The organism is Mesorhizobium sp. M0340, assembly GCF_040321535.1.
Taxonomy (GTDB): domain Bacteria; phylum Pseudomonadota; class Alphaproteobacteria; order Rhizobiales; family Rhizobiaceae; genus Mesorhizobium.
This window is the reverse complement of record NZ_JAMYRR010000004.1, coordinates 88,047-100,457: the sequence shown is the minus strand read 5'-3', so window position 1 is coordinate 100,457 and position 12,411 is coordinate 88,047. Positions and strand designations below refer to the sequence as shown.

Below are 12,411 nucleotides of genomic sequence, written 5' to 3'. Positions count from 1 at the left end.
CGGATTTCACTTTTTGGGGTCACGCTCTAGCCCCCGAACGGGCGCAGCAGCGCGCGCGAGATGATGTGGCGCTGGATTTCCGAAGTGCCTTCCCAGATGCGCTCGACGCGGGCGTCGCGCCAGATGCGTTCCAGTGGGAGGTCGTCCATCAGCCCCATGCCGCCATGGATCTGAATCGCCTCGTCGGCGACAAAGGCGAGCATTTCGGTGGCCTTCAGTTTGGCCATGGCCATGTCCTGGTCGGTGACGGTGCCCTGATCGTACTTCCAGCCGGCTTCGAACACCATCAGGTCGGCGGCCTTCAGCTCGGTCGCCATGTCGGCGAGCTTGAACGACACGCCCTGGAACTTGCCGATCGGCTGGCCGAATTGCTGGCGCTGCGCGGCGTATTCGATGGCGTGGCCAAGCGCCCGCTCGGCGCGGCCGAGGCAGGTGGCGCCGACCTGCAGGCGCGTTGCGCCGAGCCATGAATTGGCGACCTCGAAGCCCTTGTGGACCTCGCCGAGTACCTGGCTCGCCGGCAGCCGGCAATCGTCGAATTCGAGAATGGCATTGGTGTAGCCGCGATGCGACACGTTGCGGTAGCCGTCGCGCACGGCAAAGCCCTTAGTGCCCTTGTCGACGAAAAAGGCGGTGATCTTCTTGCGTTTTCCGCGCGAAGATTCTTCCTCCCCCGAGGCCATGAAGACGATGGCGAAATCGGCGAGGTCGGCGTGGCTGATGAAATGCTTGGTGCCGTTCAGCACCCAGTCGTCGCCGTCTTGCACGGCGGTTGCCTTCATGCCGCGCAAATCGGAGCCGGCGCCCGGCTCTGTCATTGCCAGGCAATCCCATTTTTCGCCGCGAATGCACGGAAACAGGTACTTCTCGCGCTGCACCGGCGTGCCGGCGAGAAGGATGTTCGAAGGCCGCGCAACGCAAGTCCAATGCAGCGCGTAGTTGGCGCGGCCGAGCTCCTTTTCATAGAGTAGCCAGGTCACCGTATCGAGCCCGGCGCCGCCGACTTCCGTTGGCATGTTGGCGGCATAGAGGCCGGCTTCGATCGCCTTGGCCTTGATCTCCTCGATCAGCTCGCGGCGCAGCACGCCGGTACGTTCAACCTCGCGCTCATGCGGGTAAAGCTCGTTCTCGACGAAGGCCCGCGTCGTCTCGACGATGAGCTTCTGCTCCTCCGAAAGACCAAAATCCATGGTCTCAGCCTTTCTTCTTTTTCTTCGGCTTTTCAGCCTTGGCCTTTTCGGCCGCCCTGGAGGCGCTGGGCTTCTTCGCCGCAAGCTTGGCCAACTGCCTGGTGTAGTCCCTATGCAAGGCGCCGGCACCCCAGCCTTTGCCTTTGTTCTGCTTCGACAGTGCCTCCATGATGGCGACCAGATTGTCGTCGCGGATCTTTTCGAGATCGCGGATCGACAGACCGTGCGCCTGGTCGTCCGACTGGGTCGCGATCAGCTCGACCAGCTCGTCGTTGAACTCCGGCACGTCCATCAGCTTGGTCCACGGCCATTTCAGGCACGGGCCGAACTGCGCCATGAAGTGGCGCATGCCGGCCTCGCCGCCGGCGACGCGATAGACCTGGAACATGCCCATCTGCGCCCAGCGCAGGCCGAAGCCATAGCGCATGATGTCGTCGAGCTCCTCGACCGTGCAGATGCCGTCCTTGACCAGCCACAGCGCCTCGCGCCATGCCGCTTCGAGCAGGCGGTCGCCGACGAAGGCTTCGATCTCCTTGCGGATTACCACCGGCTTCATGCCGATCGAGGCATACATCTCCTTGGCGACCTCGATCGCCTCGGGAAAGGTCTGTTCGCCGCCGACGATCTCGACCAGCGGCAGCAGATAGACGGGGTTGAACGGATGGCCGACGACCAGCCGCTCCGGATGCTTCTTCATCGCCACCTGCATGTCGGTCGGCTTGATGCCGGAAGTGGAGGAGCCGACAATTGCGTTGGCCGGCGCATAAAGGTCGATTTCGGCCAGCACGCGGTGCTTCAGGTCGAGCCGCTCCGGCACGCTTTCCTGGATTAAATCGGCATCGGCCACCGCCTCGGCGAGCGTCTTGGCGAAGGTGAGCTTGCCCTCTTTCGGCAAGCCGCCGGGCAGCATCTGCTTGTAGGCGCGTCGCGCTCCCTTCATCACCTCGCCGACCTTGCGTGATGCCTCGGGGTCGGGATCGAAGATCGATACGTCGATGCCGTTGAGCAGCAGCCGCGCGACCCAGCCGGCGCCGATCACGCCGCCGCCGATGGCGGCCGCCTTGTTGATGATGCTCATGCGGAAGCTCCGGTTCTTGTGGTGGCTGTTGCGGGGTCGGTGAGGGCGACGCGTTCGCCGGCACGGATCACGGACGCGTCATAGGCCTTGCGCGCGAACACTTCGAGCACGAAGGGCCGGAAGAAATCGATCGGCAATGTGTCGTAGTCGGGATCGAAGCTCGACTGATCCCAGCGTTCGCAAAACTCATCGCAATCGTCGAAGTAGATGTGCCCGGCGAAACGGTCGCGGGCGTGCGGATTGCCGCCGAGGTGATGGGCGTAATAGAGGCGCTGGAAGTCGCCGTGCTTTTCCACTACCCAGGTGCATTGCTCGCGAACGAAGGGTTTCAGGATCGACGCCGCATACTCGTCGTGATTATAGGGCGCGTAGATGTCGCCGATGTCGTGCAGCAAGGCGCAGGCAATCCAGTCGGTGTCGGCGCCGTCGCGCCAGGCTCGCGTTGCCGCTTGCAGCGAATGGCCGAGCCGGGTGATCTTGTAGCCCGAGAGACCCGCATCAAGCTGGACGAGCGCGTCGAGCAGCCGTTCGCCGGTCTTTGCCGCGTGGTCGATCTCGTGCTCGGTGAGGAAGGCATAATCCTCGCGGTCGCCGTCCTTCATGGCGGTGAATTTCACGGTCTTCATCGGCGGCTCCTCCCAACCGATTCCCTGTTCAAAGCGGTGCGCGCTTCGTCAGGTTGAGCTTCTTGCGGACTTCGTCCGGGCCGATGACCCTGGCGCCCATATTCGACACGATGCTGACCGCCCGCTCGACCAGCTGCGCATTGGTCGCCAGCACGCCCTTGTCGAGCCAGAGATTGTCCTCCAGCCCGACGCGGACATTGCCGCCGGCGAGCACCGCGGCAGCGACGTAGGCCATCTGGTTGCGGCCGATGGCAAAAGCCGACCAGTTCCAGGTCGCCGGCACATTGTTGACCATCGCCATGAAGGTGTTGAGGTCGTCCGGCGCCCCCCACGGCACTCCCATGCATAATTGCACCAAGGCATCCGGCTTCAGCACTTCTTCCTCGACCAATTGCTTGGCGAACCACAGATGCCCGGTGTCGAAAGCCTCGATTTCCGGCTTGACGCCGAGCGCCGTCATCATGCCGCCCATGGCACGCAGCATGCCGGGCGTATTGGTCATGACATAGTCGGCCTCGGCGAAATTCATCGTGCCGCAGTCGAGCGTGCAGATTTCCGGCAAGCACTGGCGGACGTGCTCCATGCGGTTGCTGGCACCGCCCATGTCGGTGGCTTTTTCGTTCAGCGGCAGCGGGTTTTCCGGCGGGCCGAACACCATGTCGCCGCCCATGCCGGCGGTCAGGTTCAAAACCACATCGACGTCCGCCGCGCGGATGCGCTCCGTTACTTCGCGATAAAGGTGTACGTCGCGCCTAGGCTTGCCGGTTTCGGGATCGCGCACATGGCAGTGGACGATCGCCGCACCTGCCTTTGCCGCCTCGATGGCCGAATCGGCGATCTGCTTGGGCGAACGCGGCACATGCGGGCTGCGATCCTGCGAACTGCCTGACCCGGTCACGGCACAGGTAATGAAGACCTCACGGTTCATCGCTAACGGCATCGGACTCTCTCCCAATAGGACGCAGGGCAAGAATGCCTGACTTGCCGGAAACTGTTTTACGTTTTACGAAGATCGTGTGACCAAAAGCGAAAAACCGACGATCTTTCAGGCCGAGCGTTTGCCGCTCAAGGTAACGCTGCTGGTATTCTCCGGCTCATCGATCATGTGCGTCGCCTCAGCCGTCGATCCATTGCGCGCCGCAAACCGCATTGCCGGTGAGACGCTGTTCGATTTCAGGCTGGTCTCGGTGACGGGCGAGGCGCCGGTTACCACATGCGGCCTGCCGGTGGCGGTCAGCGGCCGCTTCGATGCGGCTGACACAGCCGACATGCTGGTCGTCGTCGCCGGATTCGGCACGCAGAACTATGCCACATCGGCCCTGCTGTCCGGACTGCGCCGGGCGGCGCGCGCGGCACGCGCCTGCGGCGGCGTCGAGGCGGGTACGTGGCTGGTGGCGCGCGCGGGCTTGCTGGAAGGGCGCAGCGCCACCACCCACTGGGAGGACATGGAGGATTTCTCGTCGGCCTTTCCCGGCGTCGACGTGCGCCCCGACCGCTACGTCATCGACGGCCCGGTGTTCACCTCCGGCGGCGCCTCGCCGACCTTCGACCTGATGCTGCATCTGATTCGCACGCGGCTCGGCATGGCCGTGGCGCTCGATGTCGCGAGCGTCTTCATCTACGACCAGGCGCGCGCCGCGACCGACGCGCAGCCGCTGGTCTCGCTCGGCCGTCTCGACGGCTACGATCCCAGGTTGGCGCAAGCCATCCGGCTGATGGAAGCGCATATCGACCAGCCGCTGACCATAGCCGCGGTGGCCAAGCGCGCCGGGGTGACGGCACGAACGCTGGAAAGTATCTTTCGCAAGTCGATCGGCGAAACGCCCGGCGCCTATTATCTCAGGCTGCGCCTCGGCGCCGCGCGCCGGCTGGTGGTCGACACGCGCGTGGCCATGGCCGATATTGCCGGGCGAACGGGGTTTTCGTCCGCCGCGGCATTTTCCAGAGCGTTTTCAAGAGCGTTCGGCGAAGCGCCGGTCAGGCTGCGTCGGGGATAATGCATGTCGCCCAAAAGTCCGTAGCGGTTTTGGGACAACGGCATGCATACACAAAGGTAGATCAGGCAGCGTCCTGGCGGTCGCTGTTGCCGTCGATCTGCGAGCGCATTTGTCTCGCAAGATGGGTCTCGAAGCGGCTGGCGACCGTGCGATCCCATTCGTTCGCACTCAGCGCACCCTGCTTCGGATGCGGCAGCGCCATCAGCCGGTCGATGATCGATCCGGCCTCGCCAGATGAGAGCAGGGCGTCGATTTCGCGTTCGTGCTGCATATCGTTTCGCCTCCTTCTTTCCGTTCCCGCCACGAACCACACTATAGGAGGTTCGTGACGGCTGTTTGAAGGCAAGAGCGAGGCGATTGATGGGCGGCGCCGGGCAAAGTTTTATCCGCCGCCGCCCATCTTGGGCACTATCGTACCAGTAGTCAGGCAGTGCTTCAGCCAAGCCGCATCGACAGCTCGACATCCTCGCTGAACGACGTGGACATGTAGCCGCTTCCGGTCGACCGCACCCGCTCGAGGTATTCGGGGCAAAGATCGGCGTTGTCGGCAACGACGAAGGCGCCCGGCCTGAGGCGGCTTTCGACCAGACTCAAGATCTCTGGATAGAGCGCTTTGGCGCCGTCGAGCAGAAGCAGGTCGATGGTTTCGGGAAGATCGACGCTTAATGTTTGCACCGCATCTCCTTCTCGGATTTCCACCAGGTCGATGAGACCGCCTGCCGTCAGATTGTTCCTGGCGCGCGCCACCTTGGATGGCTCGAACTCACTGGTGATGAGGCGGCCACCGCCATTGTCCCGCAAGGCTGCGGCAAGGTGCAGGGTCGAGATGCCGAACGAGGTTCCAAATTCAACGATCGTCCTTGCGCTGCTGCCCCGTGCCAGCATGTAGAGCAGCGTGCCGGTCTCTCGCGAAACGGGAAGCCAGAGGTCCTTTAGCCGCCCATAGAAATCGAGGTATTCGGTCTTGCTTCGAACGAGGCGGCTCCGCTCCTCGGCGGAGAATTCCGCCACTGCAGGGCTCGTTGCCGCAGCGGCTTCCTTGAACAGGCGGTCCAGCAGGGGCGCGAGCGGCGGTGTCGTCAGTGTGGTCATATCGGTCTCCAGTCAGAATGGAATGCGTTCTTGTGCGGCATTCAAAATACGACTATTCATTCGCATTTACTAATCGCATTGGCGCGCCTCTCAATGAGCGATCACCGCAGTCCGCGGATTTCCTCGCGAAAACAGCCCAAGCAGGCCCGCTCGGCAGAGCTCGTTGCTGCGATTTTGCAGGCTGCTGTTCAGGTTTTGGCGAAGGAAGGCGCGCAGCGCTTCACCACGGCGCGGGTGGCCGAGAAGGCCGGTGTCAGTGTCGGATCGCTATATCAGTATTTTCCGAACAAGGCGGCGATCCTGTTCCGGCTCCAGAGCGACGAATGGCGGCAGACGACCGATTTGCTGCGCGACATCCTCGAGGATGTCAGGAAACCGCCGCTTGACCGGCTGCGCGCCTTGGTCCACGCCTTCCTCCGCTCGGAGTGTGACGAGGCCGCGGTGCGTGTGGCGCTCGACGACGCCGCACCGCTTTACCGCGACGCGCCTGAGTCGCAGGCGGCAAGGGCGTCCGGAGACCGCACCATCCAGCTCTTCATGCAGGAGGCGTTGCCCAACGCCGCGCAAGCGACTCGCGAATTGGCCGGCGACCTGGTCATGACGACGCTCAGCACGGTGGGGAAGCAGTTCTCGGAGTTGCCCCGAACCCCCGCGGAGATCGAAGCCTACGCCGACGCCATGGCCGACATGTTCTGCGCCTACCTGAGAGGCCTCGATCACGGCTAAGGCAAGTGCCAGGCCCGCTCAGCAAGCAGACCAAAAGTTTCGCACGGGGCAAACCTTGTCGGTTTCAGCCCCGCGGAAAGTCGTCTTTATCCCGGCCGGTGAACAATGCGGCCGCGAATCGGTCCGCCTCAGACGTACCGGTTGACGATGTTTTCGAGTAGTTCCTGGCGACCGGATCTGGGCTGCGGCTCGATCTTCTCCTTGACGACGCGCTCGGCGATTTCCTCCAGCGTGCGCTTGCCGGCAAGCATCGCCTTGGCCTCGGCCGAATCCCAGCCGGCATAGCGCTCGGCGAGCGGGGCGGACAGCGCCTTGTCCTCGACCATGCGCGCTGCCGCCTTGAGGCCGCGAGCGCAGCAATCCATGCCGCCGATATGGCCGATCAGCAGATCCTGCGGATCGAGCGACTGGCGCCTGAGCTTGGCGTCGAAATTGGTGCCGCCGGTCTTGAAGCCGCCGGCCTGCAGCACCTGATAGTAGGCGAGAGCCATCTCCGGCACATTGTTGGGGAACTGGTCGGTGTCCCAGCCCGACTGGTAGTCGTTGCGGTTCATGTCGATCGAGCCGAAGATTCCCAGCGCAGTGGCCAGCGCCAGTTCATGCTCGAACGAATGGCCGGCCAGGATGGCGTGGCCCTGCTCGATGTTGAGCTTGACCTCATTCTCCAGTCCGAAACGCTTGAGGAAGCCATAGACGGTGGCGACGTCGTAATCATACTGGTGCTTGGTTGGCTCCTGAGGCTTCGGCTCGATCAGGATGGTGCCTTCGAAGCCGATCCTGTGCTTGTAATCGACGACCAGATTGAGAAAACGGCCGGCCTGTTCCTGCTCGCGGGCAAGGTCGGTGTTGAGCAGCGTCTCATAGCCCTCGCGGCCGCCCCACAGCACGTAATTCTCGCCGTTCAGACGCTTGGTGACGTCGATGCAGTGTTTCACCGTCGCCGCCGAATAGGCAAAGACGTCCGGATCGGGATTGGTGGCGGCGCCCGACATGAAGCGGCGGTTGGAGAACAGGTTGGCCGTGCCCCACAACAGCTTGACGCCGGTCTGCTTCATCTTTTCCGAGAAATAATCGGCGATCTCGTCGAGCCGCGCCGCACTTTCGGAAAAGTCCCGGCCCTCCGGCCGCACGTCGGCATCGTGGAAGCAGAAAAAAGGCGCGCCCAGCAACGAAAACATCTCGAAGGCGACGTCGGCCTTGAGCTTGGCCAACTCCATCGTGTCGGTGCTGCCGGCCTTCGGAAACCACGGCCGGTCAAATGTCTGGCCGCCGAACGGATCGCCGCCCGGCCAGGCAAAGGAATGCCAATAGGCGACGGCAAAGCGCAGATGGTCTTCGAGCCGCTTGCCGGCGACAATCTCGTCGGGATTGTAGAACCGGTAGGCCAGCGGATTGGTCGAATCCGGTCCCTCGTATTTGATCTGTTGGATGTCGCCGAAAAAACCGCTGCTCATGTTCTTTTCCTCTCGCATGGTTCGGCCTGATTACCTCAGGCGTAATTGGTTTCGCGCTGGCGCTGGTCGAAAAGGCTCATGTCAAAGCCACCCAACGAAGGAGACAGACCATGACCGACCTCAACACCGTTGCCGAAAACTACATCGCCGCCTGGAACGAGAGCGACGCCGCACGCAGGAAAGCCTTGCTCGAGGCGACCTTCACCGAGGACGTCGGCTACCGCGATCCGATCATGCAGGGCGACGGCCATGACGGCATCGCTGCGCTGATCGAAGGCGTGCAGCAGCGCTTTGCCGGCTTCAGGTTCTCGCTGAAAGGCAAGCCGGACGGCTTCGCCGATACCATCCGTTTCTCCTGGAATCTCGGGCCGGAAGGCGTCGAGTCCGTCATCGAAGGCACCGATATCGGCGTCATCGAAAATGGCCGGCTGAAAAGCGTCACCGGCTTTCTCGACAAGGTGCCGGCACAGTGAGGCCTTCTCGGCAGGCCACGGCGAGGGTGGGAAACCGCTCACGCCGTGGCGCTCCTGATCGCCGGGTAAAGCTGGCGGTAGCGCTGATAGGCATCTGCATAGGCACCGCCGAGGGCGGCGACCGGCTCGACCGTGGCGTCCGTCGCCGGCGCCGTGCACACGGCGCGCGGATCGGCGCCGGTCGCCGCGATCAGGCCAAGCCGGGCGGCGCCAAAGGCGGCGCCGAAATCGCCGTCGGCTGGAATATCGACTGGCAGGCCAAGCGCTGTGGCGATGGCCTTCAGCCAGTAGCGCGAACGCGAGCCGCCGCCGATCGCCGTCACCCGGGTCAGCGTCGTGCCGGCTTTGGCCAGGGCTTCGAGGCTGTCGCGGAAGGCGAAGGCGACGCCTTCGAGCACGGCCTGGGTCAGCGCCGCGCGGCCGGACTCGTGGGCAAGCCCGGTAAAGGCGCCCCGAATGACGGAATCATTGTGAGGCGTCCGCTCGCCTGACAGGTACGGCAGGAAGGAGACACCGGTCGGCGCCTGCAGCGCATCGCCGAGTTCGGCGGTCAACTCGACGGCGCCTTTTCCCGCAATTGCCGACAGCCAGTTGAGTGAATCGGTTGCCGACAGGATGACGCCCATCTGGTGCCAGGTGCCGGGCAGTGCGTGGCAGAATGTGTGCACCGCACTTTCCGGATTGGGCAGATAGGACGCGTTGGCGGCAAAAAGCACGCCCGATGTGCCGAGCGAGACGAAAGCCTGGCCGGCGCCGACCGTGCCCATGCCGCAGGCCGAGGCCGCGTTGTCGCCGGCGCCGCCGGCGATCGGGATGCCCGTCTGGATGCCCCATTTCGCAGCCAGTTCGCCGCGCAAGGCACCGGCCTTGGCCGTGCCTTCGACCAATGACGGCATCTGCCTTTCGTCCAGCGACGTCGCTGCGAGCAGTTCGGAGGACCAGGCGCGTTTGCCGACGTCGAGCCACGACGTGCCAGCCGAATCCGACATTTCCGAAATATGGTCGCCGGCGAGCCAGAGCCGCAAAAAGTCCTTCGGCAACAGGACCTTTGCCACCTTGGCAAAAACAGCCGGTTCGTTGTTTTTCACCCAAGCGAGCTTTGGCGCGGTGAAGCCGGGAAAGACGATGTTGCCGGTCAGCTTGCGAAAGCGCGGGTCGGCATCAAGTGCAGCCGCCTCGGCGTGGCTGCGTGTGTCGTTCCACAGGATGCAGGGGCGCAGCACCTGGTCGGCGGCATCGAGCAGGGTGGCGCCATGCATATGTCCGGAAAGGCCGATGCCTTTCACCGCCGCGAGCTCCTTCGCATGCATGGACCGCAGCTCGGCGATCGCCGCTTCGCAGGCGCGGATCCAGTCGGCCGGGTTCTGCTCGGACCAGCCGGGATGCGGGCGCGACACATCGAGCGGCGCATGGCCGGAACCGACGATGCCCTGCCTTGCATCGATCAGCAGCGCCTTGACGCCCGACGTGCCGAGATCGAGGCCGAGATACATGCTTCCTCCCATATCCGTCAGGCCTGGCGGCGACGGTCTTTCTTGCTTCCCAGCCCAGTCCTGCGACACGGGCGGCGAAGATATCCCGGCAATCGTGCTGCCGGAAAAACGCTCCAGTCAACACGCGAAGATTTTTTCGACGCTCGAAAAAATCTGGCCGGGGCAGTTTTTAAGGCAAGATTTAATCTTGGTCAATTCGCCGTGAGAGCGATTGCGCGCCGTGAAAACAGTGCCGACAACGGGCTGTCCGGCCGTGCCAGCGCGCGTTCCGCCGCAAGCGCCCTCGCCAGCGCGCCATCACCGGAACGCAATGCCGCCTCGATCAGCGTCAGGTCGATGACGTCGCGTTGGGCGTGGCTGCCGCCGAAGCGATGGGCGATCGCCCGGATCGGCCGGATCAGGCGTATCGTCCCGGCATAATTGCCCTCGCCGAATGCCTTGATGGCGAGCGTCAGGGGATGGCCGACATCCCGGGTGAAACCGGCGTTGTCGTCTTTGCCGTGCATCGCCTCGCGCTGCGCCTCGAGCAAGCCGCTGGCCGGCGCGTCGAGGCCGGCACCGACAAACGCCATCATTGCGTGGGCGTCGTTGAAGGCATAATGGCCGGCGCTGGCCTTGGGCAACCAGTTGGCGGCGAGCGCCGCCCAGCGGCTGCCGACATCGACGCCGCCGAGATGCAGCCGCCACAGGATCGCCGAGGCATCGACCATGTTGAGCGCCAGCGTCGAGCGCTCGCCATAGATCGGCCCGTCATAGAGCGCCAGCACCTCGTCGATTTCGCCGAGATCGTAGTGGAACAGCGCCAGGTGCCACCAATTGTGCACCTGCAGGAAACTTTCCCGCGTCCACGCTTCGGGATTGGCGCGCATCCACAGAATGCCGTCCTTTTGCCGGCTCTGCATCTCCATGACATGGGCCACCGCATGCTGGGCCCAGCCGTCGCGCGGCTCGAGATCGACCGCCGTGCGGCCAAGTTTTTCGGCGCGCGCGTAATCGCCCATTTCCTCCAGGCCAAAGGCCTGCATGCCGAGTATGGCGTGATAGCCCGGCATGCCGCTCTGCCAGGACGGCAGCGCGCGGCCGATGCGGTCGCGCAGCATGCGCGCGTTGCCGGTGAAGAAGTCGATCTGGTGCCCGGTCTGCAGCGCCAGCGCATCGAGCGGAAACTCGATGGCGATATCCTCCAGCACGCGGGCGGCCTCGTGCCAGCTTCCCTCCGCAAGGTGGCCAAGGGCGGCGACATGCGCCTGCTCGCGTGTCGTCGCGGCAAGCGGCAGCGCCGCCTCGTGACATGCCTTGGCCACCGCCGTCGCCTCACGCTCGGTGGCGAGGCCAAAGAGATAACCCTTGAACACCTGCGCCATGACGAAGCCGGGATCGTCGGCGATTGCCCGGTCAATGGAGCCGACCGGATCGCCGATGAAGCACTGCAATTCGCGCACGGCCCGGCTGTAGGACGAAAACCCGGCCTCCGTCGCGCCAGACAGTGTCAGGCCGAATGCATCCCTGACCGCCATAGCGTGTCCTCAGTTGCCCGATCGCATCGCCACCGTGGCGATGCCTGCGCCGACCAGCAGCGTGCCGCCGGTGCGGTTGAAAATGCGGATCGCCTTTGGATTGCGCACGACGTTGCGCGCCCTTGCGGCGATCAGCGCATAACCGAAGGCGTTGGCGAAGGCGAGCGTCAGGAAGGTCGTCTCGAAGATCAGCATCTGTGTCCAGAAATCCGCGTGCCGGTCGAGGAACTGCGGCAGGAAGGCGACGAAGAAGGTGATGCTTTTCGGATTGAGCGCAGTAACCAGCCAGGCATGCGCCGCCATTTTCGCCGATGACACCGCATCGGTGCGCGGTTCGGCCCGGAGCGCGCCGCCGGCGCGAAACAGCTTGATACCGAGATAGATCAGATAGCCGGCGCCGATCACCTTCAGCACCGTAAATACGGTGGCCGACGCCGCCAGCAGCGCGCCGATGCCCAGCATCGACAGTGTCATCGCGGTGAAGTCGCCGAGCGCCACGCCGACTGCCATCGGCAGCGCGGTGCGCCAGCCTTGGCCGAGTGCATAGGAAACCACCAGCAGGATGGTCGGGCCTGGAATGACCAGAAGGACTGCCGAGGCGGCGGCAAACGCGGCCCAGTTTTCGAAGGACATTTTCTTCTCCTTGAGCTTAAAGAAGAGGATAAATCCTTGGCCTCGCGCAGATGTAAAGAGGCAAGAATCGAAAAAGCCCGTCGTTAACGCCAGGCGGCTGGCCTTCACGCTTTTTCAACCATGATTGGTGAA

13 protein-coding genes are annotated in these 12,411 nt (G+C 63.7%); 3 read left to right on the top strand and 10 right to left on the bottom strand.

The window, feature by feature from the left end; all coding sequences use genetic code 11:
• Positions 1–26: 26 nt before the first annotated feature.
• The 4 genes from NKI79_RS07205 to bcoG are packed head-to-tail and all read right to left on the bottom strand — an operon-like array spanning position 27 to position 3,834.
• Positions 27–1,190, bottom strand: coding sequence for an acyl-CoA dehydrogenase family protein (locus NKI79_RS07205; RefSeq protein WP_352800715.1), 1,164 nt, complete (start codon positions 1,188–1,190; stop codon positions 27–29).
• A gap of 4 nt (positions 1,191–1,194) precedes the next feature.
• The gene (locus tag NKI79_RS07200; protein ID WP_352800713.1) at positions 1,195–2,268 is read right to left on the bottom strand and encodes a 3-hydroxyacyl-CoA dehydrogenase NAD-binding domain-containing protein; all 1,074 of its coding nucleotides are present in this window, start codon (positions 2,266–2,268) and stop codon (positions 1,195–1,197) included.
• Positions 2,265–2,894 carry an HD domain-containing protein gene (locus tag NKI79_RS07195; protein WP_352480226.1) on the bottom strand — a complete coding sequence of 210 codons (630 nt, stop codon included), beginning with the start codon at positions 2,892–2,894 and terminating at the stop codon, positions 2,265–2,267. The genes NKI79_RS07200 and NKI79_RS07195 overlap by 4 nt, the downstream gene beginning before the upstream one ends.
• 28 nt (positions 2,895–2,922) lie before the next feature.
• A complete protein-coding gene (gene bcoG / locus NKI79_RS07190; RefSeq protein ID WP_352480227.1) occupies positions 2,923–3,834 on the bottom strand; it encodes a 3-dehydrocarnitine:acetyl-CoA trimethylamine transferase BcoG in 912 nt (303 codons plus the stop codon).
• Positions 3,835–3,910: 76 nt separating this feature from the next.
• Between bcoG and NKI79_RS07185 the strand changes: the two genes are divergently transcribed.
• Positions 3,911–4,891, top strand: a complete 981-nt coding sequence (locus NKI79_RS07185; RefSeq protein ID WP_352480228.1) for a GlxA family transcriptional regulator — start codon at positions 3,911–3,913, stop codon at positions 4,889–4,891.
• A 61-nt stretch (positions 4,892–4,952) separates the two neighbouring features.
• Here the strand turns inward: NKI79_RS07185 and NKI79_RS07180 are convergent, their stop codons facing one another.
• Both NKI79_RS07180 and NKI79_RS07175 read right to left on the bottom strand, forming a co-directional pair.
• On the bottom strand, positions 4,953–5,162 hold the full coding sequence (locus NKI79_RS07180) for a hypothetical protein (protein ID WP_352800710.1): 210 nt from the start codon (positions 5,160–5,162) through the stop codon (positions 4,953–4,955).
• A 164-nt stretch (positions 5,163–5,326) separates the two neighbouring features.
• A complete protein-coding gene (locus NKI79_RS07175; protein WP_352800708.1) occupies positions 5,327–5,983 on the bottom strand; it encodes an O-methyltransferase in 657 nt (218 codons plus the stop codon).
• Between the two features lie 93 nt (positions 5,984–6,076).
• Here NKI79_RS07175 and NKI79_RS07170 point away from each other — a divergent pair, with 93 nt between their 5' ends.
• Entirely contained in the window at positions 6,077–6,709 is a 633-nt protein-coding gene (locus NKI79_RS07170) for a TetR/AcrR family transcriptional regulator (RefSeq protein WP_352800706.1), read from the top strand.
• A 128-nt stretch (positions 6,710–6,837) separates the two neighbouring features.
• On the opposite strand, the gene xylA is transcribed toward NKI79_RS07170, so the two are convergent.
• Positions 6,838–8,163: a xylose isomerase gene (xylA, locus tag NKI79_RS07165; protein ID WP_352800704.1), complete on the bottom strand. Its 1,326-nt coding sequence runs from the start codon at positions 8,161–8,163 to the stop codon at positions 6,838–6,840.
• A 110-nt stretch (positions 8,164–8,273) separates the two neighbouring features.
• Between xylA and NKI79_RS07160 the strand changes: the two genes are divergently transcribed.
• On the top strand, positions 8,274–8,636 hold the full coding sequence (locus NKI79_RS07160; protein ID WP_352800702.1) for a nuclear transport factor 2 family protein: 363 nt from the start codon (positions 8,274–8,276) through the stop codon (positions 8,634–8,636).
• A gap of 38 nt (positions 8,637–8,674) precedes the next feature.
• Here NKI79_RS07160 and xylB read toward each other — a convergent pair whose 3' ends face one another.
• The 3 genes from xylB to NKI79_RS07145 all read right to left on the bottom strand — a co-directional run bounded on the left by xylB (position 8,675) and on the right by NKI79_RS07145 (position 12,279).
• A complete protein-coding gene (gene xylB / locus NKI79_RS07155; RefSeq protein WP_352800701.1) occupies positions 8,675–10,129 on the bottom strand; it encodes a xylulokinase in 1,455 nt (484 codons plus the stop codon).
• Positions 10,130–10,320: 191 nt separating this feature from the next.
• Positions 10,321–11,646, bottom strand: a complete 1,326-nt coding sequence (locus tag NKI79_RS07150) for a tetratricopeptide repeat protein (RefSeq protein WP_352800699.1) — start codon at positions 11,644–11,646, stop codon at positions 10,321–10,323.
• 9 nt (positions 11,647–11,655) lie between these two features.
• On the bottom strand, positions 11,656–12,279 hold the full coding sequence (locus tag NKI79_RS07145) for a LysE family translocator (protein ID WP_352736816.1): 624 nt from the start codon (positions 12,277–12,279) through the stop codon (positions 11,656–11,658).
• Between the last annotated feature and the right edge of the window lie 132 nt (positions 12,280–12,411).